The organism is Micromonospora sp. NPDC049204 (assembly GCF_040647935.1).
Taxonomy (GTDB): Bacteria; Actinomycetota; Actinomycetes; order Mycobacteriales; family Micromonosporaceae; genus Micromonospora.
The window spans coordinates 1-26,035 of record NZ_JBEZDC010000019.1; the positions used below are offsets into that span (position 1 = coordinate 1).

A 26,035-nucleotide genomic window follows, 5' to 3' on the forward strand; every position below is an offset into this window, starting at 1 on the left:
CGTCGTCTGGGCACTGCTGCGCGACGGCCGCGAGTTCCAACCCACACCACCGCTGACCGCGTCTACGGCTTGACTTGGTCATTGAAACTCCTTCGTGGCGTGGTGATTGGTCACAGGTACAGACGACCGAGTCGGCGATCGTCATCGGTGACCGATGACGGATGGGGTCCGCGGTCGTCAGTACGGTTGTGAGGACCACTCAGCCCCGGGGAGATCACATGTCCGACTCGCCTGACGAGCGGGCGGTCTGGCTACAGCGCGCCTTCGACGAGCACCGGCGCGAGCTGCACGTGCACTGCTACCGCCTCGCAGGGAACGTCACCGACGCGGACGACCTGGTGCAGGAGGCCTTCCTGCGTGCCTGGCGGGCTCGCGACCGCTTCGAGGGTCGGGCGTCGGCGCGCACCTGGTTCTACCGGATCGCCACGAACGTCTTCCTCGACAGCCGCAAGGCGGCCGGTCACCGGACGGTTCCGTATGGTGACCCGCTGGAGTGGTCCACCGAGCTCGGTCCCTATCCAGACGCCCTGTTGGCCGACGATCCGCAGACCGGTCTCGCCGCCCGGGAGACCGTCGAGCTGGCCCTGATCGCAGCGCTCATGTACCTGCCGCCGCGGCAGCGGGCGGCCTTCGTGCTGCGCGACGTCTACGGCTGGACGCCGCAGGAGATCGCCGGCGCGCTCGACACCGCCGTAGTGGCCGTCAACAGCCTCCTCCAGCGGGCCCGTCACACCCTCCGGGGGCACGCTCCGTCGGACCCACAGGACTGGCGCCGCCCGCAGCTCACCAGCGAGGACGAAGAGATCCTGCGCCGCTACGCCAACGCGAAGGACCCGGAGACGGTCCGGGCACTGCTCGCCGAGGACGTACGGATCACGATGCCGCCCGAGCCGCCGGTCGTCGGGATCGACGCGGCCGCGGAGTTCCTCGGCCGACCGCTCGACTGGCGTACCTTCCCCACCTCGGCCAACGGGCGCCCGGCACTGATCAACTATCTCCGCCGGCCCGGCAGCCCGCACTATGAGGCGCTGGTCGTCGACGTACTCCGGATCGAGAACGGAAAGATCGTAGAGAGCAACGCCTTCATCGGTGCCCGTCACGTCGCCGCCTTCAGCATGCCCGCCACGCTCGAGCCCTAGACGAGCGACGTTGGAGTACTAAGGGGCAGGAGCAGATCACCGGTACGATTCGGCGATGGGTAGGTTCCTTGCGCTCTTCAACGGCGCGGCTGATGAGGCCGACAAGGTCGAACTCACCGACCAGCAGCAGGCCGAGTTCCTCAACGCGTGGGCGTCCTGGGCGCAGGCCAACGAGAAGGCCATTGTCGACCCCGGTGCTCCGCTGAACGCGAAGAAGCGGGTCACGGCGCGGGGTGTCGAGGACTTCACCGACGCCCTGACCGCCTACGCCATCGTGGAGGCGGACTCGCACGACGAGGCGGTCCGGATCTTCTCCGAGCACCCGCACCTGGGGTTGTTCGCCGGAAACTCGATAGCGGTCCTGGAGTGTCCGCCACCGCCCAGCTGATGCTCGCGCCGCCCGACCGTTGAGCGGCAGGAGGATCGGCTGCGGCTGCTGGCGGGCCGCCGACGAGGTCGCGCCTATGCGTCCCGAATGGCCTTCAGCGCCGTGTCGAGTGCCTGGTCTGCCGGGACGGGCACGTCGGGGAGCACTCCGACGCCTTCCCAGTTGGTGCCGGTGACGCTGTTGATGGTCCGGGCGGTCGGCACGGTCACGAGGATGTGTGCGGTGACCGGGTGACGGGCCGTCGGATGCGCGCCGCCACGTGTCGTCTCACCGACGACGACGGCCCGGCCGTGCGCCTGCAGGGTGTACGCCACGTCCTCGCCCCCGGAGAACGTCATCGCGCTGGTGAGCACGTGGACCGGACGGTCCGCGTAGCGCGGCGCGGGAAGGTGCGCGGTCGTCCAGAACTGGCGGGTGGCGCCGGTGGACCGTTCGTAGAAGTCGTTGAGGTGCACCTGGTCGTCGCGGAAGAAGTAGCTGCACCACATCGCGGCGCCCTCGGGTGTTCCGCCGGAGCAGGCGCGCAGGTCGAGGATGAGCGCGGAGCTGAGGGCGACCAGTTGCATCGCCGCGCCGATCGCGGCGGCGCCCTCGTCGGCGTACGCGATGCGCCGTACGTCGATGAGCCCGACGTTGCCGTCCAGGTGCTCGACCCGGCGGATGCCCTGGTTCTCCGCCCTGAGCAGCGCGCGGAACGCGGCCTGCCCGCCGTCCTCGTCCGCCGGATCGAGCGACTGCGGCTGGTCCGTCCACAGCAGCCGCAGATGCTTGTCCGGGCACACCTGCTGAAGGTGCGCGGTCACCGTTTCGCAGAGCGCCGGCCCGTCCAGGTCGGCGTACTCGCCTGCCGCGAGACGACGCCGGATCGCGGCGTCGATGTCCGCGACCTGCGCGGGAAAGACGTACCCTGCCTCGATCCGGTCCAGGGCCTGTCCGACTACCTTTTCGTTGGAGAGCACGGCGGGCCACGGTAGACCGTGAACGACCTCACGGCCATCGAATTTCGTGGCGGCTGGGTGGTCGTGCCGACCCACCAGTCGTTTGTGGCCCGTGGCTATCCTCTCGGCCATGTCTGACTTTCGCGGGGACACCTCGGGCGTCTCGACGCTCCGGACGGCGCTGACGCTGGTCATCGTCGGAATCCTGGCGAGCGGTATCGGCGTCACCTTCATCTGGGACGACCGGGGCTCCCCGCGGGAGGTGACCACGACGGGCACGCTGACCGGCTCCCACCCATCGGCCCGGCACGAGAAGCGCAAGGGGACGTGGCACGAGTTCCAGTACGTGATCGCCGATGGACGGCAGGTCGCCACCAGCTTCCGGGTCACCCCCAGCGGCTCCCTCGACCGCAACGGTGACAGGGTCAAGGTGATCTATTCGCCGGATGCCCCGCTGGAAGGCCGGTTGTGGGTGAGCCGAAGCGGCCTGGAGTTTCTGCCGGCGGCCGGCGGGCTGGCGCTCACTCTGGGCGCGCTCCGCGTCGTCATCCGCGAGTTGCTGAAGCGACGCCGCCGCCGACAGGCGCCCGCCCGCGCGTAGCGGCGTTAGACTCGCCGGCCATGGGACTCCTGACCTTCAGCCTCAACGTCACCCTGGACGGTTGCGTCGACCACCAGGAGGGGATTGCCGACGACGAGACGCACGCCTTGTTCACCCGTCTCCTGGACGAGAGCGGAGCGATGCTGTGGGGACGCGTCACCTACGAGATGATGGAGAGCTACTGGCCGGCCGTCGCCCGCGGCGACGTGGAGGCGCCGCCGGCCCTCCGCGAGTGGGCGGTCACGCTGGAGGCCAAGCCCAAGTACGTGGTGTCGTCGACGCGCGAGGACTTCCCGTGGGCCAACAGCCACCACCTCACCGGCGATCTGCGCGAGGGCGTGCAGAAGCTCAAGGACGCGACCCCGGCGGGGGTCCTCCTCGGCAGCGGCACGCTCGCGACCGAACTCGACCGGCTGGACCTGATCGACGAGTACAGGCTGCTCGTCCATCCCAGGATCGCCGGCCACGGCCCGACGCTGTACCAGGGCGGACTGCCCGCCACGCGCCAGCTCGAGTTGCTCTCGGCGGAGCCGCTCCGCAACGGTGCGGTGGCCATGCACTACCGCCGCGCGCGCTGAAGGTGGCCTCACGACCGTCGCCGTCGTGCCCACTGCACGACGTGCGCGGCCAGGAGGAGCAGTCCAAGGGCGATCATTCCGCCGCTCACGTACCGGAGCGTTGATGACACCTCCGGCCAGGCGAACAGTGCCGCGATGAGCAGGACGAAGAACGTGAGCATGACAAGTGCGCCAATCGCCTGCCGACGCCGCATCGCGTACCCCCTGGTTCCGGTGTCCTTCGTGGCGCGGTCAGTCTCGGTGCCGCCGCTGGCGTAGCAGGTGGACCAGCACGGCGGCCAGGCCGAGGACGATGATGCCGGCCGACACGGCCACGAACGCGTCCGGATGACGCTCACCGACGGTGCCGGCGAGCACGGATCCGATGACGGTGCCCAGGACGATGAGGAGGATGCCGAGAGTAGGTCGTTTCACGGGCGTCACTCCTGCCTGGCGTCGGGATCGACTTCCCTGGTTGTGCTCGAAGTTGTCCTCGGTCAAACCTCCGGCGCGCCGTGACCGTGGCGCGCCACTCCCAAAAGCGCCCGTCCTAGCCGGAATTGTCCCGTGCGGATGGATCCTCTCTCGTTCATCGGTTAGTGTGCGCGTCCGTGAATCACTCTCGAATTGCTTCCGCACTGTTGATCCTTGCCGCTGCCACCGCGCTGACCGCCTGCGGTGACGGGGACGCGGCGACCACCGCCGGCTCGACCCCGTCTGCCAGCACGTCCGCCGCCGCGACCACGGCCGCTGCCTCCCCTTCCGCCGCGCCGGCGTCGTCGGCCGCCACGGGCTCCACGGCCGACAAAGAACTGTGCACGTCGTTCAGTAAGGCCGCCGACGAGATGAAGGCGGAGCTGCTGAAGATCGCCACGGCAGGTGAGCCGACGGCGGCGGACTTCAAGAAGATCCTTGCCGATCTGGAGAAGAAGACGGTCGCGTTGGCCTCGGCCGGCGGAGACAGCAAGGTGGCCGCTGCCCTCAAGTCGTTCGGCGCCGAGGCGGGCAAGGCCGCGGCGGCCGCCGACCCGGAGTCCGCTGCCGACAACGGGGCCTTCGAGAAGGCCGGCACGGAGCTCACCGCCGCGTGCAAGGCTGCCGGAGCCAACGTCAACTTCTGAGCACGATGATCTAACCCTGTTGCGTGCGACGGGGGTCGTGGTGGCCGTCGTTGGCGACGACCGGGCGGGTCGTGTCCCTGGCGACGGCCACCATGATGAGGGTGCTGAGCAGCGCGGCGACGGGGGCCAGGCCCAGGCCGTAGCGGACGCCGTTCGCCGCCACCAGACCGGTGACCGCCGAGCCGGCGGCGCTGCCGATGGTGAACGCGGTGGCGACCCACGCGAACGCCTCGGCCACGGTGCCCGGCGCCGCGAGCTGATCCACCAGGAGGAAGATGGCGGTCAACGCCGGCGGTAGGGCCAGACCGCTGATCGCCAGCAACACCGCCATCAGCGTGGGGCGCGGTGTCAGCAGCAGCGGCACGAAGCCGAGGGTCAGCCCGGCGGTGAGCAGCGGCAGTCGCCGCGCTCCCGCCGGCCCGGCCCGGGTGTAGAGCAGGCCGCCGATCAGGGCGCCGGTTGCCTGCGCGGCGAGCAACCAGCCGGCCAGGTGCCGGTTGCCGGCTTCCTCCGCGTAGGCGGTGACCGCCACCGCGATGCCACCGACCGCCATCCCCGTGCCGATCACCCCCGCCAGCAGGGCCGCGAACCGGGGTACCCGCAGCGGACCGGCCCAGTGCCGTGCCGCCGGGACTCCCCGCCAGGCCCGCACGGCGGGAGCACGGACGAACGCGGCGGTGCCGACGAGCTGCAGCAGCGCCGCCACCACCAACCCGGCGACCGGCCCGCCGAGCGCCACCGCGAGGAGCGTCGTGAGCGGCCCCACCACGAAGATCACTTCCTGTACGGCGACATCCAACGCGTACGCGGCCGGCACCGCCGCCGGCGGCAGCAGATCCGGCCACAACGAGCGCAGGCACGCCTCCAACGGGGGAGCGCCGAGCCCGGCGACCACGGCACCGACAGGCGCACCCGTCGCGCCGAAGGCGCCGGTGGCCACGAAGCCGAACCCGGCACCGGAAACCACCACCGCGAGGCACAGCACCGGTGGCTGACGCCAGCGGTCCACCGCTCGGGCGAGCAGCGGCGTACCCACCGCCACCCCGGCGGTGTACGCGGCGACGAGCAACCCGGCCGCGGCCAGGCTGAACGACTCCCGCGCGAACAGCAGGAGGGCGAGCGGCCCGGAGGCCGAGGGCAGCCGGCCCACCTGGGCGGCGAGCAGGACCCAGAGCACCTGCGGTGCACGCAGGACCACCCGGATACCGGATGAAGACATGAGACATCGCTCCCGGCGCGATGGAAGGAATCGAAAGGACCCGCTGGCAACTGCCGGCGCGGGTCAGGGAGCGAAGTCGGACCGGTCGTGGTCGTTGCCGTACAACGGCAGAGCGGGCGTGCTCCACCGGGCGTACGAAGCCGCGACCGCCTCCACCGGAACCACGAACTGACCGTATCGCACGACACCGGCCCACGGGGGGGGTGCGTCCTACCCGTCCGCGGCGGCCCGATTGGTCGGAGCGGTCAGCCGCGCGCCCTGCGTCGGGTGAGCACGTCGCGGACGGCGAGCACGACGAGCGAGAGCGGGATGAACACCCACAGCTGGAGCACGGTGTACCGGCGTAGCTCCCCGTCGATGGACGCGCCGGCCAGCTCGGCGTCGAGGGCGCCGGGGCGCATCAGCGCGATCGCGTACGCGGACAGCGGGGCGTAGTTGAGACCCGCGCCGGTCAGCCACATCCCCAGTACCCGGCTGCCGAGGCCGTGCGCCGACGTCAGCACCCAGACACCCCACGTCACCATGACGACCACGCCGACGAGGAACTCGGCCAGGATGATCCAGCGTCGACGGGTGGTGCCCCGGCTGCCGTACATGTCGATTGCCGCCAGGCGACGAACGTTCATCGCAACGATGGTGCCACCGCCGGGCAACCTCCGGAGTCGGGCGGGAAGACCGACGCCGGTGATGAGTTTTCGCGCCCGCACCGGTCACACCCACGACAGGACCTGACGAGGCGGAAGGATGACGTGATGAGTGCGGACACACGGTTGGACGGATTGGGCGAGGTCGACGAGCTGACGTTCTCGGGGCTGGCGGCTCAGCACCGGCGGGAGTTGCACGTGCACTGCTACCGGATGCTCGGGTCGTTCGAGGACGCCGAGGACGCCGTACAGGAGACGTTGCTGCGTGCCTGGCGGGGGCGGCAGACCTACGAGGGGCGGTCCACGTTCCGGGCCTGGCTGTACCGGATCGCCACGAACTCCTGCCTCGACCTGCTGGCCAAACGCCGTCCGGAACCCGCCAGCGGCGGCGAGGTGCGGTGGCTCCAGCCGTACCCGGATCGGCTGCTCGACGAACTGCCCGCGGGTGGCGCGGACGAGCCGGAGGCGCTCGCCGTCGCCCGCGAGACGATCGAGCTGGCGTACGTGGTCGCGGTCCAACACCTCGCGCCGCGCCCACGGGCCGTGCTGATCCTGCGCGACGTGCTCGGGTGGCCGGCGAAGGACGTCGCGGACCTCCTCGGAGACTCCGTCAACTCGGTGAACAGCGCGCTGCAACGGGCCCGCGCCGGCATGCGGGAGCACCTGCCCGCCGAGCGGCAGGACTGGACCGGCGGCGAGGAGGACGCCGGCACCCGCGAGCTGGTGCGCCGCTTCACCGACGCCAGTGTGGCCACCGACATCGATGTGCTCGCCGCCATGTTGCGCGACGACGTCCGCTGCTCGATGCCGCCCACGCCCGGCCTGTCCGTCGGCCGCGACGCGGTGGTCACCAACTGGGTGCAGGACGGGTTCGCCGACCTGCGGGGCCTGCGCGGGCTCCCCACCTCGGTGAACCGGCAGCCGGCCGTCGCCTTCTACCTGTGGCACGCGCAGGAGAGTGCGTACCTGCCGCTGACGATCGACGTCCTGCGCGTCACCGGCGGCGTGATCACCGAGATCGTCACGTTCCACGACGACCAGTTCCCGCGGCTCGGGCTGCCCGAGCGCCTGCCGGCCGACGGCGCCGAACAGGCCCGCTGACGGCGCGGCCGGACCGCTTGACGCGCACACCCTCGGCGACCACCCCGGTCAGAGGTGGGCGACGACGACCCTGGTGGCCTGCGCGATGAGGCCGTCGTCGGGGGTGGCGTCCTTCGTGTCGCGGCTGGAGAGCACGGCGAGCACGATCGGGGCGCGGTCGGGCGGCCAGAGCACGGCGATGTCGTTGCGGGTGCCGTACCCTCCGGTCCCGGTCTTGTCCCCGACCACCCAGCCGGCGGGCACCCCGGCGCGGATCAACGCCGCGCCCGTGGTGTTGCCGCGCAGCCAGCCGCGCAGGACGTCGCGGTCCGCGGGCGTCAGGGCGTCCCCCACGGTGTACGCCCGCAGGTCGCCCGCCAGGGCTCGTGCGGTGCTGGTGTCGCGGCGGTCGCCGGGTGTCGCCTCGTTGAGAGCCGTCTCGTAGCGGGCCGGGTCGGTGACCGTGTCGCCGAGGGCACGCAGCTTCGCCTCGAAACCCTGCGGTCCGCCGAGGTGACGCAGCAGCAGGTTGCCGGCGGTGTTGTCGCTGTAGCGCACGGCGGCGTCGGCGACCGCGCGCAGGCTCATGCCCTCGGCGACGTGCTTGCCGGTGACGGGGGAGTGGGCCACCAGGTCCTGCGCCGAATAGCGCACCACCCGGTCCAGCTCGGTGTCCGTGGTGCCGTCGAGCACCTCGGCGGCGGCCAACGCCTTCCACGTCGAGGCGTACGCGAACCGCTCGTCAGGTCGGCGGTGCACGGTGCGGCCGGTGCCCGTGTCGACGGCGTAGATCCCCAACCGCGCGCCGAAGGTCTGCTCCAGCCGCTGGAACTCCTGCTCGGCGGCCGGCGACGGGGACAGGGTGACCTCCGGGCTCGGTGTGGTGCGCGCCTCGGGTACGTCGCTGGTGCCGCACGCGGGCGACGCCACCAGGGCCGCCGTCGCGGCCACCGCGGCCGTCAGGCGTCGGACAGCGGCAGTCATCATCGTTCCTCCTCGTCAGCCAGCGGTTCGTCTGCGCCGCGGGCGGTGGCCCGCGAGCGGAGCGGCCCACCGCGTTCAGTCGTAGGGGAGTCGGCGCGGTTCGAGTCTCCACCCTCGGCCGAGCTGCCAGGAGGCGGTGGGCCAGGCCGCGATGAAGCCGGCGATCAGCCCCACCTGGCCCGCGAACCAGAAGATCGGGCTGTCGGGCCGCAGCGGTGGCTCGGGAAAGACCACGCGATGCGCGAGCGTCAGCCACACGAACAGCGTCACCTCGAACGCGGTGATGGTCAGCAGCTCGACCCGGGCGACCGTGGACAGGGCGTGCCAGATCCTCCGGACACTGCGGCCGGGTGCGCCCACGTACCGGAAGAGCACGGCTATCGCCACCGCCGCCAGGTAGTCCCCGGCGTAGTCGACCCACAGGCTCTCCTGCGCCGGGTCGGACCTGACGACGTACAGGGCGACCTCGGCGACGACGAAACCGAGGGCGCAGTGGGCGCCGCAGCGGGACACCTGGGTGACGACGATGCCCCGGCGGGGCCTTCGGGGCTGCCCCTCCTGCCGCCTCTGGCTGAACGCCTCCGGTCTGCCCCAGTTCCAGTAGAGGCGCACGGCTGCCGGGCCGACGTAGAGGACGGTCACCAGCCAGACGATCTCCATGACCCGGACCGGCTGACGGTGCCCGCGAAGATAGGTGTCGGCGACGACGATCGCGCAGCTGACGACCCCGAACACGAGCGAGACCCAGGACAGCGCCAGGAGCCAGGTGGGTTGCATCCGCGCCCCTTCCGCACGCGGGGCGACGACGCGCCTCCCGCTGCCGCATCCGGAGGGGGCTCACAGGCCGGCGGCACCGACCGAGGGCACTTCGCAGTGTTCCATGCCGCATCCGCCGGCAGCCGGAGATCGGGTGTTCCCGCCGACCGCGGACCGATGGTTGCCGCTGACCTCGTCGTCAGTTGCCGAGGTTGACCTGCGTCCGGTGGTGATCGCCCTTCTCGATGAGGTCGACGAACCCGAGCGCGTAGTCCGCGGCGGAGATCGCTCCGCCGTCCTCGGGGGCGACCGCGACGTCGTCGCCGAGCCGGTAACGGCCGAGTTGCTCGCTGGGCATGTATGCGCCGAACCTGAGCGCCGGGCTCACGAAGACCCAGTCGAGTGTCGCGGGCGCGGCCGGGAGGTCCTCGATGATGAGCGCCGCCCCGGCGCGGATCTCGTCGTGGAGTTCCGCTGGCACGTGGCTGAGGTCGGCGACGAAGCGTTCCGCCCCGGGCGCGGGGCGCAGCGACGAGTAGCCGCCGACGACGAACAGGGGAACGCCGGCGGCGTCGGCCAGACGTGCGACGGTGCGGTAGACGTCGCGGAAGACGCCGGCCAGGGGGCCGCGTGGGGCGAGTGCGGCCACGACGACGTCCGCACCGTCGATGGACGCCGAGACGGTCGCCTCGTCTCTGGCGTCGCCCTGGCGGTAGGTCACGTTCGGGACCGGCGCCGAGGGAACCGAGCGGCTCAGTGCGGTGACCTGGTGACCGCGAGCCGCGGCCTCCGCGACGATGGCCGAACCGGCGTAGCCGGTGCCGCCGATGACGGTGATGCGAGACACGAGGTGCCTTTCCAGGAGAGGGTTGGCGTCGGGCGACGCGCTGCGATTACCGTACGAGTGCAACTCTCCAACGGGAAGTAGGCACTTTGTGGTAACCACCCCCGGGGCCGAGCCGGTGCTGCGGGGCAGCCCCTACCGCGCGGACTGCCCGACTCGTCACATCCTGGACCGCATCGGCGACCGGTGGACGGTGCTCATCGTAGGCGCCCTCTGGGACGGCAGCGCCCGCTTCTCCGAGTTGCGCCGACGCGTCGAGGGCGTCTCGCAGAAGATGCTCACCCAGACCCTTCGCGGGCTCGAACGCGACGGTCTCGTGCGCCGCACCGTCTACCCGGAGGTGCCGGTCCGCGTCGAGTACGCGCTCACCGAGGCCGGACGTACCCTGCGTGGGCCGCTGCGCGCGCTGGAGGAATGGTCGATCACCCACCTCGGGGACGTGTCGGCGGCGCAGGAGGCCTACGACCGGGCGAATCTGCAAGCGTCGGGCTCCGCGGATCGCGACCACTGACGCCTCGTCGAGAAACTAGAGTCGCCGGCATGCGGATCCGGATCGACGGCACCGACCTGCCCGGGCGGCGCCCCGGTGCGGAGGCCGACGCGCTGCGGCTCGGCAACGTGCACGTCGGGGTCCAACGCACGGCCGAGGTTGTCGATCAGGTGCCGGCCGACGCCGAGCGGGCCGCCTGGGCGTTCGAGGTGTCCAGCCGGGAGGTCGACGGGATGCTGGACGTCGGCGGCCCCTGGGTGCACGGCCGCCCCGGAGCACGCTTCCTGTATCTGAGCTGGGGTGCGGTGACCGAGGACGGCTTCGCGATGTTCCGCCGAGCGAAGCTGATGTTCACCGACATCCCGACCGAGGTGCTGCGCGCCGCACACGAGGGCAGCGGGGTCCTGGTCGGCCGGGTCGGCCTGACCGATGCGACGGGCGGCCCGATCTGCGCCCGGGTCCACCCACCCGCCATCGAATGGACGGTGGAGTGACCCGGCTGGCCGCCGCCGTCAGGCCGCGAAGTCGACGCCGCCGAGGGAGACGGACCGGTACGCGGCGAGACGCTCGGCCTGTGCGGTGACGGCCTTACGCGCGGCGTCCGACAGCGGGTGCCAGGGCTGGACCGCGACCGTGAACGTGCGACCGGACTTGCGGGGACGCCAGGTGCCGACCAGGTCGCCGTCGACCAGGACACCACCGGGGCGACCCAGCACCGGCCACAGCTCCTTCGCGCGGGCGGTGTCCGGCACCAGCGTCGCCCGGTCCTTGGCCTGGAGGAACAGGTCGAACGGGCCGAGGAGACGGGTGACCCGGGTGTCGGCCGATGCCAGCGCCTCCTCGTCGGCGGCCAGCAGCGAGCGCACCTCGCCGGCGACCGTCACCTCGATCACGTCGTCGGGCCAGCGCGCCTTCACGTCCTTCAGCGGTGCGTCGAGATAGTCGGCCACCTGTTTCGGAGTGGCCGGGCCGAGCAGCCGAAGGTAGGCGCGGACGAGGTCGAAGCGATCGCCCGGGGCGGCCGCCTTCCGGAGCCCGGCGATGCGCCGCAAGATCGGTGGCGAGGTGTCGAGTTGCAGCTCCAGCCCGGCCCGCGCGGCGGCGAGCCGGAACGGCATCTCGTAGACGTGCGTGGCGTCGCACGGCCGGCAGAACCGCAGGTACGGCTCGGGCAGCGCCGAGGTCAGGCGACCGGAGACCTCTCCCTTGACCGTCGGCGTGGTGACGATGGCCCGCATGCGGGCGGCCACCTCGTCGAGGGCCGCGAGGTTGGCGATGCCGGCCGCCTTCAACGGCTTGGACGCGTCGTAGATGCGCTTGCCCGCGTCGGCGTCGGAGAAGGGCTCGACCGCGGCCAGCACGTGCCCGACGTCGGCCCGCCGGTAGAGGTGCGGGGCGCCGCGTACCGTCCACAACAGAACCACCTCCGCGCCGGACAGCGCGGTCACGTCGACGCCGCGCACCGCGAGCGCCCACCGGGCGCCGTCCGGACCGGTGTTCTGCACCCCGATGTCCAGGACGGCGGCATCGGTGAGCGCGCCCTCAGTCCGGTCGAGCTGCTGGGCCCGGACCCGGAAGTTCAGCACCTGCTGTCGATCGACCATCCCTGCACCCTAGTTGCGGCGGCTCGGCCCAGGCGCGCAGCGCCCATCCGGCGGGGTCGTCAGGCCACCAGCGATGCGCGGCCGTTGTCCAGGTCGTAGCGGGCGCCCACGACGCGCAGCGCACCCTGGTGCACCTTCTCGGCGATGATCGTGCTGCGAGCGGAGAGCGCCGCCACCTGCGCGGCGATGTTGGCGCGGACCCCGTTCTCCACCGGGTCGCCGGGCTGGTCCAGCACCGGCTCGACGATCGGACGCAGAGCGTCCACGATGACGCCGATGTGTCCGGGTGCCGTACCGCCGCTGTGGATGGCGTCGATGGTGGCGGTGATCGCGCCGCAGCGCTCGTGGCCGAGGACCACGATCAGCAGGCTGCCGAACTCCTCCACGGCGAACTCGACGCTGCCCAGCAGCAGGTCGTCGACGATGTTGCCGGCCACCCGGTTGTCGAACAGGTCGCCGAGCCCCTGGTCGAAGAGCACCTCCGGCGCCACCCGGGAGTCCGCGCAGCCGACGGTGATGGCGAACGGGTGCTGGCCGGCGGAGAGTCGGTGCAGGTCGGCGAGGCCCTGGTGCGGGTGCCGGCCGTGGCCGGAGGTGAACCGCCGGTTGCCGGCCTGTAGCCGACGCAGCGCCTCGGCCGGCGTCTCGACCGGGTTGTCGAGCGGTGCGGCGGCGGCAGCGGACGGGCTCGCTGCCGCACCGATTGCGACGGCGGCGGCGCCACCGGCAGTCAGCAGCGAACGACGGGACAGGTGTGCACGTGCCAAGGCGATCTCCCGGGAAGCTAGGTGTTGCCTCCTTCCTATCAGTTGATACCGACCAATGGATCTACCGTGATCGACAAAAGTTGCCCGGGGCGCCCGTCGTCGGAGGCCTTGACCTTGACACGGTGACAAGGTCTTCAGTGACATCGAGGAGGTGGTCTCGATGACCGGACCGGAGAAGGACACGAACACCGGGCGGGCGCTCCGGGCGCTGGAGCACGGCGACCCGTCGGTGCGGCTGCGCGCGGCGCTGGCGGTCGGCACAGCCCCCGACCCGCGGTTCGTCGACACCCTCGTCGCGCGATGCGCGGTCGAGCCCGAGTTCTCCGTACGCGAGATGCTCACCTGGGCACTGATCCGCCACCCACCCGCACTGACCGTTCCGAAGCTCACCGACCAACTCCGCTCGGAGCGGGCGCAGGCCCGGAGCCAGGCGTTGCACACGTTGTCCAAGATCGGCGATCGGCGGGCCTGGCCGGCGATGACACGGGCGCTTCTGACCGACCCGGACGACGAGGTGGCGCGAAGCGCCTGGCGGGCGGCGGTCGTCCTCGTGCCCCCGGCCGACGAGCCCGAGTTGGCCGACGTGTTGGCGACGCAGCTCGGACGCGGCACGCGGGATACGCGGTTGAGTCTCAGCCGGGCGTTGGTCGCGCTCGGTGCGGTGACGACGCCGATCCTGCGCGTCGCGACGACAGATCCTGACCCGCGGGTACGCGCGCACGCGATCGCCACGCAACGGCTGGCGCGGGACCCGGATGCCCATGTCGGGTTCTCGATCGAGGAGGCAAAGCGTGTGGTGGCCCTCGGCGTGATCGGCGAGAGGGGATGATGCGCAGGTGTTGATCGGTGACGTGGCGCGCCGGTCCGGGGTCAGCGCCCGCATGCTCCGGCACTACGACTCGCTCGGCCTGGTCCGACCGACCGGCCGGAGCGGCGCTGGCTACCGGGAGTACTCCGACGAGGACATCCGGCTGATCTTCCAGGTCGAGAGCCTCCGGTCCCTGGGCCTGTCGCTGCGTGACGTCCGGCGGGCGCTCGACGATCCCGACTTCACCCCCGCCGACCTCGTCGACGACCTGATCCAGCGAACCCGACAGCGCATCGCGGACGAGCTGGACCTGCTCACCCGACTGCGTCGGATCGGTGCCGCCGAACCCGCCGACTGGGAGGACGTCCTCCAGGTCGTCGCGCTCCTACAGGCACTGGGCTCACCGAGCGCGGGCCGGCGTCAGCGCGCGGCCCTGTCCTCGGTCGACGGAGTGCCGGTGCCCGTGGAGGCACTCGTCGAGGCGGCGCTCAACGAGACCGACCCGAACGTCGCCGGAGCCCTGCGATGGGCGCTGGCGCAGTCGGGGGACGGCGGCCTGGCGCTGCTCGCGGACGGCCTGCGCGCACCACAGGCCGAGGTGCGCGAGCGGGCCGTCCAGACCGTCGCCGAGATCCCGCACGACGCGGCGACCGACGTGCTGCGGGACGCCCTCACGAACTCCGACGTCGTCGTCCGCAGGTACGCGGCGCTGGCGCTCGGGGCACGGCGGGTGGTGGACGCGGTCCCGACGCTTGTCGACATGGTCGTCGAGGAGACGAAGGACGCCGAGGCGGCCGACGTGTTGGCCGTGCTGGCGAGCGAACCCGCGGTGGCGGAGCGGATCGCGACCGGGCTCGTCGACTGCCTCGCCCGGGGGACCCTGGCACCGTCCGCGCGTCGGCGGCTGACCGAGGCGCTGGCGGACATCCCCGGCGACACCGCGGAGCGTGCCCTGGTGGACCTGTCCCGGGACGACGACCGCGCCGTCGCGCTGACGGCGACCTCCATCCGCACCCTCCGCACGGGGAGCGGCAGGCGCCGCACCGGGATCGGAGAGATTAGCGACGATCCCGGGCCGGGCACGACGCCGGACGACCCCCTCGCCTGAGCGAGGGGGTCGTCCGGTGGCAACGGTGTGGGCGCGCCGGTCAGCCGCCGGCGAACGTGACCTCGGTGCCGCACTTGGCGTTCTGGTTGAGGCACGACTTCACCAGGGCGCCGAGGCGTGCCGGCTCCCAGGCGTTCATGAAGTCGCCGTGCATGGACGACGGCTTGCCGGAGGAGAGCGTGAGACCGTCACCGCCCAGCGACTGGTAGTTGACCATGAAGGACAGGTCCGGCACGGCCACCGGGTACTTGCCGGTGCAGACACCGTTCACCGGGTCGCCCATGTGCGACTTGTGGTCGGGTGAGTCGATGTTCTTGCCGTCCCAGCAGTCCTTGAACACCAGCTGGAAGATCAGGTTGCCGCCGGGGGCGCAGACCGGCCAGTTGCCGTCGGCGCTGCGGCCGATCTCGGCGCTGCCGGCGCACCAGAACTGATTGCTGCCGGCGTTCTTCGGGGTGTCCACCTGCCGCTTGGCGTCACCCTCGACGACTCGCAGGCCCGGCGGGAAGGGCTTCACGGTCGACGGGTCCTTGACCCGCGAGCCGTAGTAGACGCGCATGCTCTTGATCGGGACCGGCTGACCGTCCTTGCGCAACTCCGGGGTCCAGTAGGCGCTGTTGTCACCCGGGGCGTTGCAGTTGGTCGTCGCGGAGAGCAGCTTGTCGGTCGTGCTGAACGCGTCGACCTTCGGACCGAAGAACGTGTGCATGTGCGAGGCGCCCGGCAGGGCCGGCACGACGATCGGGTCGTCCGGCGCCGAGTTGGCGACCTCGCAGTCGGTGTGGAACTCGGGGACCCGGGTGGTTCCCGGCGTCACCGCCTTCGGGGTGAGGGCGTCGAAGGCGGCCAGTTCCCTGCTCCACCGGGCCTGGTCGACCGGGACCCAGCCGCCGGCCGGAGCGCTCGGCGGGACGGACGTGGAGGCGGACGCCGACGGGGTGGGACTCGGCGCGGACGAGGCGGGGGGCGTCGCCGAGGCGCTCGCCGGCACGCTCGGCGACGAGCCCGCCGCGGGGCCGAACGTGAACCAGTTCAGGTTCACGAAGTCCGACGTCGAGGTGCTCTTCATGACCGCGAAGACGGTCTGCGGGCCGGTCGGCACGCCGGACGCCTTCGCCGTGACCGTCGTCCACTTCTGCCAGCCGCCGGTCTGCGCGATCGGGAAGGTGGCCAGCGCCTGCCCGTCCGGCGCGCCGAGGCGCAGCTCGACCGTGCCGCCGGTGGCGTTGTGCGAGGAGACCCGGGCCGTGAGGTTGGCGCCGGTGATCGACACGCCGTCGTAGCGCAGCCAGTCGCCGCTGGCCAGCCAGCCGACGTTCCGGCCGCCGTCGGCGTCGCCGGTGCCCTCGGTCTGCGCCCCGGATTGTGCCGCGAAGGCCTCGGCCTGAACCCGGCCGGGCACGGCGACCTCTTCGGCCTGGGCGCCGGCGATGTAGATGCCGCTGGCGCCCAGTGCGGCCACGACGGCGGCGGCGAGCGAGATACGAGTGCGGCGGCGACGCTGTCGCGCCCGGTCCGCCGGTGCGACGTGCGCGGGGGGAGTCCGCATTACCAGTGTTGTCCTTTGAGTCGGTGATAACGCTCCGGTCGACAGAAGTATGTGCACGTCAGGAGCCCGCATCAACTCGCGGGGAAAGAATTAAGGAGACCGCTCCGCGAAGGCGCTGGTGGCCGGCTCCGGCGCTCGGGATAACAATTTTTCACACGTGCGGTCTTAAGTTTCTTTTAAGTCTCCGGTGCGCCGGGCTATTGGAATATTACGCATTCTGGGTAACGAGTTCGGGCCGATTTTCGTCGGGGTGCCGGTCGACGGAAACCGACGGTGACAGCGCGCGGAGGAAGTCGGGCGCGTCGAAGATCTCCCCGGCGGAGGCGACACCGCTCGTCCTCGTCTGACCGGCGAGGATGCGGCGGACCGCCTCGACGGCCAGGGGCGCGCTGACCGCGTAGATGTCCCGGCCGGTGGCGACGACGCGCCGTCGCGTGTCGCCGCGCCGCACCACGACGTCGACGGTGAACGTCTGCGCCGAGCGGCCCGACTCGTCGACCGCGACCGGTGCCCGTGCGCCGGCCAGGTCGGTGGCGGCGTCGGCGGCCATGTAGGTGCGGACCTCGGGGATGGCCAGGTGGCTCGGGACGGTCACGACATCGGCCATGGTGAACTCACCGAGCACCCGGCGCCGGCCCAGCGGCGGGGGAAAGTCCCACGCCAGGCTCGGCAGGTCGTGCTCGCCGTCGTGGTACTCCAACCGTCCACCGGTGTAGCGGACCCGGCGGCCGTCACGGCGCTCGCGGGAGACGACCCCGGCGGCGACCGTCCCGGCCGTCGGGTGCCAACTGCTCAGTCCGTACGCGACGTGCGCCTCGTCGGCCGACGTCCAGTCGCCCATCGCCGTGGTGACCAGCAGGTCGCCGAGCCCGCCGAAGAACGCCATCGCCGGGACCACCGCGACGCCGGCCGCACGGGCGGGCTCGCTGAAGTGCGCGAACGTGTCGACGTTGGCCTCGATCTCGGCCGCCACGTCCACGTACGGGATCCCGGCGCGCAGCGCGGCCTCGATCACCGGGGCGGCCGTCGAGGCGAACGGGCCGGCGCAGTTGACGACCGCGTCCACGCCGGTCAGCGCCTGGTCGAGGGAGACCGGATCGTCCACCGACGCCACCCGGTAGGCGAGCCCGGACGCCGCCAGCCTGCTCTCGTCGCGGCCGAGCAGCAGCGGCACGAACCCGCGCTCGCGCAACTCCGTCACCACGAACCGTCCGGTGTGCCCGTACGCCCCGAACACCGCCACACGCTGACTCATCGCTGCCCCCTTGAAAAGATCGACTGGGTACAGCCTCCAGCAGCGGCGGATGACCGGCCAGTGTCGGGAACGCCAAGACCCGTACAGTTTCGGACATGACCTCTGTCGCGATCGCCGCCACTGACGGGATGCTGCACTTCGAGCTGGGCATGGCCTGCGAGGTCTTCGCCCGCGACCCGACCGGCCAGGCGGACCCGTGGTACGAGGTGGTGGTCTGCGGCGCCGGACCGGTCCAGGTCGGCCGATTCCAGCTGGAGCCCGACGACGGGCTGGAGCGACTCGCTCGCGCCGACACCGTGATCATCCCGGCGGTGCAGGATGTCGACGCGGACGTACCGCCCGAGCTGCTCGACGCCGTGCGCGCCGCCCACGTGGCGGGCGCCCGGATGGTCTCGCTGTGCACCGGCGCGTTCGTGCTGGCCGCCGCCGGGGTGCTCGACGGGCTGCGCGCCACCACGCACTGGGCGCACACCGAGGCGCTGGCCGCCCGCCATCCCCGGGTACGGGTCGACCCGGACGTGCTCTACGTCGACAACGGCACCGTGCTCGCCTCCGCCGGCAAGGCCGCCGCCATCGACCTGTGCCTGCACCTGATCCGCCGCGACCACGGCTCCACGGTCGCCAACGCCGTCGCCCGCCGCCTGGTGGTGCCGCCACACCGGGCCGGCGGACAGGCCCAGTACGTCGCCACACCGGTGCCCGCCCGCGACGACCACCCGCTCGCCGCCCTGTTGCCCTGGGTGCTGCGACGACTGGACCGACCGCTGACCGTCGAGGACCTGGCCCGGCAGGCGAAGGTAAGCTCGCGCACCCTGGCTCGGCACTTCCGGTCGGCCACCGGCACCACCCCGCTGCTGTGGCTGTCGACGCAGCGCATCCGCCGGGCGCAGGAGCTGTTGGAGAACACCGACGACAGCGTCGACGTCATCGCCGCGGCGGCCGGCCTGGGCACCGCCACCACGCTGCGTCGGCACTTCCACCGCACCGTCGGCGTGCCGCCGGACGCGTACCGTCGCACCTTCCGGGCCACCGACTGAGCCCTGACCGGGAACGCGCATGACGTCACTCGTCGGGGTCGGGCAGGATGCCCGACTCCTGCCCTGCACCGTCAGCTGAACGTGGCCCTAGCGTTGGTCGGGGCGGTGCCGGGCGAAGGCGTCGGCCTTGCCCCAGCGGCCGGGGATGTCCAGCAGCGCGACCCGCCCGAAGGCCGACGGCAGCGCGGGGTCCACGGCCAGGTGGTCCTCGTGCGGGTTGAGGCCGAGCATGGTGCGCAGGAGCAGCACGGAGGCTCCGCTGGACCACGCCTGCGGGCTGCCGGCGGTGGGATACCGGACCGGGTAGCGGGTGGTGTTGCGGTCGAACCCGCCGAAGGCCTCGGGTAGCCGACCCTCGAAGAAGGTGGCGGCGGACAGGATGCTCTCCGCGATGCGGGCCGCCTCGCTGGCGAACCCGTAACGGCGCAGACCCCACGCGATGAACGAGTTGTCGAACGGCCAGACCGTGCCGTTGTGGTAGCCGAGAGGGTTGTAGCGGCGCTGCCCCTCGGCGAGGGTTCGCACCCCCCAACCGGAGAAGAGCGCCCGACCCATCAGGTGTTCGACGACCTGCGGGGCGCGCTCCGGCGGCACGATGCCGCTCCACAGCAGATGCCCGATGTTCGACGACAGGCTGTCGACGGGAGTGCCGTCGTGGTCCAGCGCGAGGGCGTAGTAGCCGCGGTCGGCCAGCCAGAAGTCCCGGTTGAACCGGTCGTACAGCGCCGCCGCTTCGCGCTCCAGCCGCTCGGCGTAGGCAGGGTCACCCCAGACGGTACGGGCCAGCCGAGCCCCGCGGATCTTCGCGTCGTAGGCGTACCCCTGGGTTTCGCAGGTGGCCCTCGGGAAGCCCGGCAGCCGTCCGTCGGCGTAGGAGATGCTGTCCCAGGAATCCTTCCAGCACTGGTTCTCCAGGCCGGTGGCGCGGTTGCGTCGCTCGTACCAGATGTAACCGGTGGACGTCAGGTCCGCGTAGTCGTCGATCCACGCCAGGGCCGCGCGAGCCTCCTGCTCCAACTCCCGCACCAGCGCGGCGTCGCCACTCCACCGTTCGTACTCGTCGAGCAGCACCACGAACAGCGGTGAGGCGTCCACGGTGCCGTAGTAGGGGGAGTGCGGCTGTTCCTCGAACGCGGCCGACTCCCCGTAGCGCAGCTCGTGCAGGATCCGGCCGGGATCCTCCTCCAGCACGTCGTCGGTGCGGACGCCCTGCAACGAGGCGAGGATCCGTAGCGTCGGCGGGGTCAGCGACGGGGTGACGGGCAGGGTCTGCAGGCAGGTCAGCAGGCTGTCGCGGCCGAACAGGGTCATGAACCAGGGCAGCCCGGCGGCGGGGACGGCCGCGCCGCTGAGCGAGAGCGGCGCGAAGCGCAGCGCCGCCAGGTCCACCAGGCTGCGGTGGTACACCTGTTGCAGCGCGGCGCTCTCGGTGTCCAGGGTGGGGGCCGCCGCGACCCAGGCCCGCAGGCTGGTGGGCAGGGTGGAGTCGTCGGGCCGCTGAGCCCGCAGCGCGGAGCGCAGGTCGACGCCGTCCGGACGCAGCGCCAGCATGGCCACCTGCAACCGCGTCGACCACTGTTCCCCGGGGCGCAGTCGGACCGTGAAGCGGATGCCCTCCGGGTCGAACTCGGCGGGTTCGCTCGCCGACACGACGACCTCACGTCGGTACGTGCCGCGCCGGTAGCCCAGGCGCAACTCGTCCGGACCCACGTGGGTGTAGTGCGTGCCGGTCTTCGCGCCGACGTCGAACTTGATCTCGAAGATGTCGGCGAAGTCGGCGGCCACCTCCAGCCGGATGTCGAGATCCCTGTCCTGGTCGCCGTAGTTGAAGATCGTCAGCGATTCGGTCAGGTCCGGGCCGATGCGCCTGCGCCGGATGGCCGACACGTCGGCCTGCACGTAGTCGACCGCCTCGCCCGGCACCACGAAGAACGTGACCTCGTAGTACTGGCTGTCGTCCACCGACAGCGCGGTCATGCACTCACCGTTGACGAAGAGCATCCAGCGGGACAGGAAGCGGGTGTCGGCGGCGAACAGCCCGACCGGCGTTGCCGGGGACGACTCCACGTCCCCACTGGCGTCGGACACCATGAACGTGTTGCCGTCGATACATGACACGGTGTCCGCGATGTCCCTCATCGGTCACGTCCCACTGTCCGGGCCACTGCTCTGCAACGGCCCCGGTGTCCGCGGAAACAGCCGCCCGAGCCGCAGCGCCAGGCCGAGGTCGCCGTCGACCATGATCTCACCGCGGGTGATCGCCGCCAGGCCGTTCACCTCACCGCGCGCCATCGCCTCCGCGACCGGCGCGGACACCATGATCACGGTGGTGGCGGGGTCGGCGCTGCGGGTCACCCGCATCCGGCCGTGATCGATCTCCAGCAGCCACTGCTCCAGGTCGTCGCCGTCGCGAATGTCGAACCGCACGCTCCCGCACACCTTGCTGAACCGCGGATCCTGGCCGGCGACGGTCAACCGCTCGAAGAAGGCACTGGTCGCCGTCATCCCACCTCCCCGGGCGCTGGTAGAAGCGGATGCCGGCTACCCGGTGCGGCTCGCCGTTAACTCCCGACGGCCTGCCTCGTTCGGGTCATCCCAGGTCGAAGTCCACCACCACCGGCGCCCTCCGGACCCGCACCGGGGTCGCGGCATCGAAGCTGGCCGCGTCGCGGTGCCAGACCGGCGGGGCGTACGCGCAGTCGCAGCGCAGCTTCACCCGCTTCCCGGGGAGCAGGCGCAGGGCGTAACCGCTGCCCACGTCCGCGACGCCGGCCAGATCCCCGCTGGTCGCGTCGAAGGCGATCACCTGGGCGTAGGTGCCCAGCTCGTCGACGCGTACCGCGCCGCTGACCAGCGTGCCGGCGGGCAGCGCCTGGTCCAGGGTCACCGTCTGGTGGGCGCGCACCCGCACCGACCGTGCCTGCTCCCGAGTGCCGACCCCACCGGACCACACGGTCGCCAGCCCGTCCGCGGCGAACTGCACCGGCCAGTGGTACGGCCCGAGGCCGGTGATCGTGTAGCGGCCGTCCTCGTCGGTGGTCGGGCCGTGGTCGCCGTACTTCGGATCCGGCACGTACGGCACCACCATCGCCAGCGCACGATAGATCGGAGCGCCCGTCGCCGCGTCGGTCAGCATACCGGCGATGCTGCCCGGCGGATCGAGCCGGATGTCCGGCACACCGGTCACCGCGCCGGCCCGCACCCGGACCACCCGGGCGCGTTCGCGCTCACCCGTGCCGCCGTGCCGGCCCACCCACTGCCAGCCGTGGGTGCTCGTGTCGTAGGGGCGCACGAGCAGCCGGTACTCCCCGGGGGCCACGCCTTCGGCGATCAGCGTGCCCTGCTCGTCGGCGCAGCCCCCGTGCCGGCCCAGTTGGTCCCCGCCGAGCGTGACCGACGCCAGCGCCGCGGCGTCCACCGGCACGAGCGACGCGCAGGCCCGAGGCACCGGAGCGTCGGTGGCGGCGTCGCGGACCACGGTGCGAACACCGCCGGGCGCGGTCGAGGGAGACCCGGGGGTGCGCGCGCCGGCCGGTTCGGCGGCCCCGACGACGAGCAGTGCGACGGCGGCGGCGGTCAGGTGGCGCGGGAGCGAGTGGCGCATGGGGGATCGTCCTCTCGGCGGCGCGACGGATTGGACTGACGGTATCCGCCCGTCAGTGATCCAAATCGGTCAATGTCGCCATGCTGACTGTTGCGGAACGCGCACCCGCCCGGAATGGACCTTCTGCCGCGAACCAGGCACGGGAGCCACGTTCAGGACATAGCGTCAGGGCGGCGGCCGCGCCGCTGCGCCGGTCGCCGCCGGCTACGCCGACCGGAGGGGGACCGAAGATGGACCACGTCGACAGTGTGCTCCTGCCGGAACTGGACGGACCCGTGCCCGCGACGCTGCCGAGCGCGCTCGGCCTGCTGAGCCTGGCCCTGGGCGTCGGCGCCCTGGCAGCTCCCGGACCCCTCGCGCGACTGACCGGGGTGGACGACTCCCCGGCCGCGCGGGCGGTGCTCCCGGCCGTCGGGGTACGGGAGTTGGGCAGCGCCGCCGGCCTGCTCGGCGGTCGTCGCCCGGCGGGCTGGGCCTGGAGCCGGGTGGCCGGCGACGCCATGGACCTGACCCTGCTCGGCCGCGCCCTCGCCGACCGCAGCGGTGAACGACGCCGCCGGGTCGCGCTGACCACCCTCGCGATCGCCGGCATCGCGGCCGTCGACGTGCTCTCCGCCGTGCGGATCAGCCGAGCCCGACGGGCGCGGGCGCGGATGATCCGGATGGAGATCGCGGTGACCGTCAACCGGTCACCCGCCGAGGCGTACCGGTTCTGGCGCGACCTGGAGAACCTGCCCCGGTTCATGTCGCACCTGGAGTCGGTACGCGCCGACGACCTGCGCCGCTCGCACTGGGTCGCCCGCGGCCCGGCCGGTCACCGCGTCGAGTGGGACGCCGAGATCATCCACGACCAGCCGAACACGTCCATCACCTGGCGTTCGATGGCGGGGACCGGGGTACCCAACGCCGGCCGGGTCCGCTTCGTGCCGGCACCCGGCGACCGGGGCACCGAGGTCCGGGTGGAGTTGCGCTACGCGCCGCCGGCCGGCGCGCTCGGCCGGGCGGCGGCGAAACTCTTCGGCGAGGAACCCGAGCAGCAGGTCCGTGACGACCTGCGCCGGTTCAAGCAGGTGCTGGAGACCGGCGAGGTGGTCCGCTCGGAGGGCAGCCCCAACGGCATCTCCGTACGCCAACAGGCCCTGCAACGACCCGCCCAGCCACTGCCGCCGTCGCGCCGGTGACCGCCCGCTCCGAAAGGGACCGAGGATGAAGGCCAACGCCTGGATGGGCACCGACAAGGTCAAGGTCATCGACGTACCCGACCCGAAGATCATGAACGCCCGGGACGCGATCGTCCGGATCAGCACCACCGCGATCTGCGGCTCCGACCTGCACCTCTACCACGGCTACATCCCCGCCATGCGCAAGGGCGACATCCTCGGCCACGAGTTCATGGGTGAGGTGGTCGAGGTCGGCCCGCAGGTGCGCAACCTCAAACCCGGCGACCGGGTGGTGGTGCCCTTCCCGATCGCCTGCGGGCACTGCTCGTCCTGCCAACGCGGCCTCTACTCGGTCTGCGAGAACTCCAACCCGAACGCGGGGATCGCCGAGAAGATCATGGGCCACTCGCCGGCCGGCATCTTCGGCTACTCCCACCTGCTCGGCGGGTACGCCGGCGGTCAGGCCGAGTACGCCCGGGTGCCGTTCGCCGACGTCGGCCCGCTCAAGGTGCCCGACGACGTCCGCGACGACCAGGCGGTCATGCTCGCCGACGTGTTCCCCACCGGCTACATGGGCGCCGAGATGTGCGACATCAAACCCGGGCAGGTGATCGCCGTCTGGGGCGCCGGGCCGGTCGGCCTGTTCGCCGCGGCCAGCGCCCGGCTGCTCGGCGCGGAACGGGTGATCGTCATCGACCGGTACCCGTACCGGCTGCGGCTCGCCGAGGAGCACATCGGCGCCGAGACGATCAACTACGAAGAGCTGGATGTGCTGGACACCCTCAACGAGCTGACCGCCGGCCGGGGACCCGACGCGTGCATCGACGCGGTCGGCCTGGAGGGCCACCACGGCAATGCCGCCATGTACGCGTACGACCGGGTGAAGCAGGCCGCCCGGGTCGAGACGGAGCGGCCGTTCGCGCTGCGCCAGGCGATCCTCGCCTGCCGCTCGGGAGGGGTGGTCTCGGTGGTCGGCGCGTACGGCGGGTTCGTCGACAAGTTCCCCATGGGCGCGTTCATGAACCGGTCGCTGGTCATGCGGACCGGTCAGTGCCACGTTCAGCGCTACACGAGGCCGCTGCTGGAACGGATCCAGCGTGGCGAGATCGATCCGAGCTTCATCGTCAGCCACCGGCTGCCGCTGCGCGACGCCCCGAAGGGCTACAAGATCTTCCAGAAGAAACAGGACGACTGTACGAAGGTGCTGCTCACGGCCTGATCGACACGCGGGTACCACCGGCTAACGCGGCCGGACCCCGGACTCCACCGTCAGGGTCCCCGCCTCGGCGTCGATCGTGGCCCGCGCGCCGAGCGGCACGGTGAGCTGCCCGTTGCCGTGCCCCAGCCGCAGTCCACCCAGGACCGGCACGCCGAGGTCGTACAGGCGGTCCTTGAGGACCGCCGCCGCGTCCCACTCGCCGGGTTCGCCGACACTGTTGGTGATCTGGCCGATGACCACCCCGGCGACCCGGGACAGGACGCCCACCCGGCGAAGTTCGGTCAGCATCATGTCGATGCTGTACGGGGCCTCGTCCACGTCCTCGAAGAACAGGATCGCGTCGTTGAACTTCGGCGCGTCACTGGCGCCGAGCGAGGTGGAGAGCAGGGTGAGGCAGCCGCCGAGCAGCGGCCCCGAAGCCCGCCCGGGCACCAGCACGGGAGCGGCCGTCTCGGCCGGATCCCGGACGATCGTGACCGGGGCGGTGGTCATCACCGCCTGGCGCAGGGCCTCGGCCGACTCGGGGCCGGTGCGGCTGTCGCTCCAGTTGACCATGGGGCCGTAGAAGGTGACCAGGCCTAGGTCGCGCCAGAGCTTGCCGTGGATGCTGGTGATGTCGCTGAAACCGACGACCACCCGTGGATCCCGGCGCAAACCGGAAACGTCGAGTTCGTCGACGATCCGCTGGGTGCCGTAACCGCCACGGGCGGCGAAGACCGCACGGATCCCCGGGTCGTTGAGCGCGGCGTTGAGGTCGGCGAGCCGCTGCGCGTCGGTGCCGGCCAGATAGCCGTACTTGGCGAAGACGTGCTGGCCCAACTCGACCACCAGACCCCAACTGCGCAGGATCTCGATGCCGCGAGCCATGTTCGTGGGGTCGGGAGTGCTGCCGGGCGACACGACCCGGACCCGATCGCCGGGCGCCAGCGCCGGTGCCCGCAGCACGCGCTTCGCACCACCCGGCGCGGCCTGCGCGGTCCCGTTCTGCACCCCGCCGGCGAGTACCGCGCCACCGGCCGCCGCCGCTCCCATCCGCAGCATGTGTCGACGGGACAGGGGGACCCGCGCGGCCCCCCGGGTCGAAGCTGGGTCTGTTCCAGAAGTGGCCACCGGCGTCCCCTCATCGTGATCAGACGATGTACGAGCCACCGCAGCCTACGACA

The 26,035-nt window shown here is 71.7% G+C and carries 29 protein-coding genes; 13 read left to right on the plus strand and 16 right to left on the minus strand.

Going from position 1 to position 26,035, the window contains the following annotated elements:
• Positions 1-218 precede the first annotated feature (218 nt).
• Positions 219-1,139: an RNA polymerase subunit sigma-70 gene (locus AB0A90_RS28690; protein WP_357253989.1), complete on the plus strand. Its 921-nt coding sequence runs from the start codon at positions 219-221 to the stop codon at positions 1,137-1,139.
• A 55-nt stretch (positions 1,140-1,194) separates the two neighbouring features.
• On the plus strand, positions 1,195-1,527 hold the full coding sequence (locus tag AB0A90_RS28695) for a hypothetical protein (RefSeq protein ID WP_357253991.1): 333 nt from the start codon (positions 1,195-1,197) through the stop codon (positions 1,525-1,527).
• Between the two features lie 74 nt (positions 1,528-1,601).
• Here AB0A90_RS28695 and AB0A90_RS28700 read toward each other — a convergent pair whose 3' ends face one another.
• Positions 1,602-2,486: a S41 family peptidase gene (locus AB0A90_RS28700; protein ID WP_357253993.1), complete on the minus strand. Its 885-nt coding sequence runs from the start codon at positions 2,484-2,486 to the stop codon at positions 1,602-1,604.
• 109 nt (positions 2,487-2,595) lie between these two features.
• On the opposite strand from AB0A90_RS28700, the gene AB0A90_RS28705 reads away from it, so the two are divergent.
• Together AB0A90_RS28705 and AB0A90_RS28710 are read left to right on the plus strand one after the other, a co-directional pair.
• Complete coding sequence (locus AB0A90_RS28705; protein WP_357253995.1) at positions 2,596-3,066, plus strand: DUF3592 domain-containing protein; 471 nt, start codon at positions 2,596-2,598, stop codon at positions 3,064-3,066.
• Between the two features lie 20 nt (positions 3,067-3,086).
• The gene (locus tag AB0A90_RS28710; protein ID WP_357253997.1) at positions 3,087-3,644 is read left to right on the plus strand and encodes a dihydrofolate reductase family protein; all 558 of its coding nucleotides are present in this window, start codon (positions 3,087-3,089) and stop codon (positions 3,642-3,644) included.
• 8 nt (positions 3,645-3,652) lie between these two features.
• Here the strand turns inward: AB0A90_RS28710 and AB0A90_RS28715 are convergent, their stop codons facing one another.
• The gene (locus AB0A90_RS28715; protein ID WP_357253999.1) at positions 3,653-3,838 is read right to left on the minus strand and encodes a hypothetical protein; all 186 of its coding nucleotides are present in this window, start codon (positions 3,836-3,838) and stop codon (positions 3,653-3,655) included.
• 37 nt (positions 3,839-3,875) lie between these two features.
• Positions 3,876-4,058, minus strand: a complete 183-nt coding sequence (locus AB0A90_RS28720) for a hypothetical protein (protein WP_357254000.1) — start codon at positions 4,056-4,058, stop codon at positions 3,876-3,878.
• A 176-nt stretch (positions 4,059-4,234) separates the two neighbouring features.
• On the opposite strand from AB0A90_RS28720, the gene AB0A90_RS28725 reads away from it, so the two are divergent.
• On the plus strand, positions 4,235-4,744 hold the full coding sequence (locus AB0A90_RS28725) for a hypothetical protein (RefSeq protein ID WP_357254002.1): 510 nt from the start codon (positions 4,235-4,237) through the stop codon (positions 4,742-4,744).
• A gap of 10 nt (positions 4,745-4,754) precedes the next feature.
• Here the strand turns inward: AB0A90_RS28725 and AB0A90_RS28730 are convergent, their stop codons facing one another.
• Both AB0A90_RS28730 and AB0A90_RS28735 read right to left on the minus strand, forming a co-directional pair.
• Positions 4,755-5,963, minus strand: a complete 1,209-nt coding sequence (locus AB0A90_RS28730; protein ID WP_357254004.1) for an MFS transporter — start codon at positions 5,961-5,963, stop codon at positions 4,755-4,757.
• Between the two features lie 245 nt (positions 5,964-6,208).
• The gene (locus AB0A90_RS28735; RefSeq protein WP_357254006.1) at positions 6,209-6,589 is read right to left on the minus strand and encodes a hypothetical protein; all 381 of its coding nucleotides are present in this window, start codon (positions 6,587-6,589) and stop codon (positions 6,209-6,211) included.
• A 126-nt stretch (positions 6,590-6,715) separates the two neighbouring features.
• Between AB0A90_RS28735 and AB0A90_RS28740 the strand changes: the two genes are divergently transcribed.
• Positions 6,716-7,708 carry an RNA polymerase subunit sigma-70 gene (locus tag AB0A90_RS28740; RefSeq protein WP_357254008.1) on the plus strand — a complete coding sequence of 331 codons (993 nt, stop codon included), beginning with the start codon at positions 6,716-6,718 and terminating at the stop codon, positions 7,706-7,708.
• A 48-nt stretch (positions 7,709-7,756) separates the two neighbouring features.
• Here AB0A90_RS28740 and bla read toward each other — a convergent pair whose 3' ends face one another.
• The 3 genes from bla to AB0A90_RS28755 all read right to left on the minus strand — a co-directional run bounded on the left by bla (position 7,757) and on the right by AB0A90_RS28755 (position 10,274).
• On the minus strand, positions 7,757-8,671 hold the full coding sequence (gene bla / locus AB0A90_RS28745) for a class A beta-lactamase (RefSeq protein WP_357254268.1): 915 nt from the start codon (positions 8,669-8,671) through the stop codon (positions 7,757-7,759).
• Between the two features lie 75 nt (positions 8,672-8,746).
• Complete coding sequence (locus AB0A90_RS28750) at positions 8,747-9,448, minus strand: DUF4396 domain-containing protein (RefSeq protein WP_357254010.1); 702 nt, start codon at positions 9,446-9,448, stop codon at positions 8,747-8,749.
• Positions 9,449-9,626: 178 nt separating this feature from the next.
• Positions 9,627-10,274, minus strand: coding sequence for an NAD(P)H-binding protein (locus tag AB0A90_RS28755; protein WP_357254012.1), 648 nt, complete (start codon positions 10,272-10,274; stop codon positions 9,627-9,629).
• Between the two features lie 88 nt (positions 10,275-10,362).
• On the opposite strand from AB0A90_RS28755, the gene AB0A90_RS28760 reads away from it, so the two are divergent.
• Both AB0A90_RS28760 and AB0A90_RS28765 read left to right on the plus strand, forming a co-directional pair.
• Positions 10,363-10,782 (plus strand): helix-turn-helix domain-containing protein, encoded by a 420-nt coding sequence (locus tag AB0A90_RS28760; protein ID WP_357254014.1) that lies wholly within the window; start codon positions 10,363-10,365, stop codon positions 10,780-10,782.
• A 29-nt stretch (positions 10,783-10,811) separates the two neighbouring features.
• On the plus strand, positions 10,812-11,255 hold the full coding sequence (locus AB0A90_RS28765; RefSeq protein WP_357254016.1) for a DUF5990 family protein: 444 nt from the start codon (positions 10,812-10,814) through the stop codon (positions 11,253-11,255).
• Between the two features lie 18 nt (positions 11,256-11,273).
• Here the strand turns inward: AB0A90_RS28765 and AB0A90_RS28770 are convergent, their stop codons facing one another.
• Together AB0A90_RS28770 and AB0A90_RS28775 are read right to left on the minus strand one after the other, a co-directional pair.
• A complete protein-coding gene (locus AB0A90_RS28770; protein ID WP_357254018.1) occupies positions 11,274-12,365 on the minus strand; it encodes a winged helix DNA-binding domain-containing protein in 1,092 nt (363 codons plus the stop codon).
• Between the two features lie 59 nt (positions 12,366-12,424).
• On the minus strand, positions 12,425-13,132 hold the full coding sequence (locus tag AB0A90_RS28775) for a carbonic anhydrase (protein WP_357254020.1): 708 nt from the start codon (positions 13,130-13,132) through the stop codon (positions 12,425-12,427).
• Between the two features lie 160 nt (positions 13,133-13,292).
• On the opposite strand from AB0A90_RS28775, the gene AB0A90_RS28780 reads away from it, so the two are divergent.
• Together AB0A90_RS28780 and AB0A90_RS28785 are read left to right on the plus strand one after the other, a co-directional pair.
• Positions 13,293-13,961: a HEAT repeat domain-containing protein gene (locus AB0A90_RS28780; protein ID WP_357254022.1), complete on the plus strand. Its 669-nt coding sequence runs from the start codon at positions 13,293-13,295 to the stop codon at positions 13,959-13,961.
• A 7-nt stretch (positions 13,962-13,968) separates the two neighbouring features.
• The gene (locus tag AB0A90_RS28785) at positions 13,969-15,048 is read left to right on the plus strand and encodes a MerR family transcriptional regulator (protein WP_357254024.1); all 1,080 of its coding nucleotides are present in this window, start codon (positions 13,969-13,971) and stop codon (positions 15,046-15,048) included.
• Positions 15,049-15,088: 40 nt separating this feature from the next.
• On the opposite strand, the gene AB0A90_RS28790 is transcribed toward AB0A90_RS28785, so the two are convergent.
• On the minus strand, positions 15,089-16,597 hold the full coding sequence (locus AB0A90_RS28790; protein WP_357254026.1) for a DUF1996 domain-containing protein: 1,509 nt from the start codon (positions 16,595-16,597) through the stop codon (positions 15,089-15,091).
• 208 nt (positions 16,598-16,805) lie between these two features.
• Complete coding sequence (locus AB0A90_RS28795; protein WP_357254028.1) at positions 16,806-17,852, minus strand: saccharopine dehydrogenase NADP-binding domain-containing protein; 1,047 nt, start codon at positions 17,850-17,852, stop codon at positions 16,806-16,808.
• 95 nt (positions 17,853-17,947) lie between these two features.
• Between AB0A90_RS28795 and AB0A90_RS28800 the strand changes: the two genes are divergently transcribed.
• Entirely contained in the window at positions 17,948-18,889 is a 942-nt protein-coding gene (locus AB0A90_RS28800) for a helix-turn-helix domain-containing protein (RefSeq protein ID WP_357254030.1), read from the plus strand.
• 87 nt (positions 18,890-18,976) lie between these two features.
• On the opposite strand, the gene AB0A90_RS28805 is transcribed toward AB0A90_RS28800, so the two are convergent.
• The 3 genes from AB0A90_RS28805 to AB0A90_RS28815 form a co-directional block, all read right to left on the minus strand.
• Positions 18,977-21,028 carry a glycogen debranching N-terminal domain-containing protein gene (locus AB0A90_RS28805; protein WP_357254032.1) on the minus strand — a complete coding sequence of 684 codons (2,052 nt, stop codon included), beginning with the start codon at positions 21,026-21,028 and terminating at the stop codon, positions 18,977-18,979.
• 3 nt (positions 21,029-21,031) lie between these two features.
• Positions 21,032-21,394: an SCP2 sterol-binding domain-containing protein gene (locus AB0A90_RS28810; protein WP_357254034.1), complete on the minus strand. Its 363-nt coding sequence runs from the start codon at positions 21,392-21,394 to the stop codon at positions 21,032-21,034.
• Positions 21,395-21,479: 85 nt separating this feature from the next.
• Positions 21,480-22,493 (minus strand): carboxypeptidase-like regulatory domain-containing protein, encoded by a 1,014-nt coding sequence (locus AB0A90_RS28815; RefSeq protein ID WP_357254036.1) that lies wholly within the window; start codon positions 22,491-22,493, stop codon positions 21,480-21,482.
• 230 nt (positions 22,494-22,723) lie between these two features.
• On the opposite strand from AB0A90_RS28815, the gene AB0A90_RS28820 reads away from it, so the two are divergent.
• Both AB0A90_RS28820 and AB0A90_RS28825 read left to right on the plus strand, forming a co-directional pair.
• Positions 22,724-23,674 carry an SRPBCC family protein gene (locus tag AB0A90_RS28820; RefSeq protein ID WP_357254038.1) on the plus strand — a complete coding sequence of 317 codons (951 nt, stop codon included), beginning with the start codon at positions 22,724-22,726 and terminating at the stop codon, positions 23,672-23,674.
• Between the two features lie 25 nt (positions 23,675-23,699).
• Positions 23,700-24,872, plus strand: coding sequence for a zinc-dependent alcohol dehydrogenase (locus AB0A90_RS28825; protein WP_357254040.1), 1,173 nt, complete (start codon positions 23,700-23,702; stop codon positions 24,870-24,872).
• A gap of 21 nt (positions 24,873-24,893) precedes the next feature.
• Here AB0A90_RS28825 and AB0A90_RS28830 read toward each other — a convergent pair whose 3' ends face one another.
• Positions 24,894-25,913, minus strand: coding sequence for an LD-carboxypeptidase (locus AB0A90_RS28830; protein ID WP_357254042.1), 1,020 nt, complete (start codon positions 25,911-25,913; stop codon positions 24,894-24,896).
• Positions 25,914-26,035: the final 122 nt, after the last annotated feature.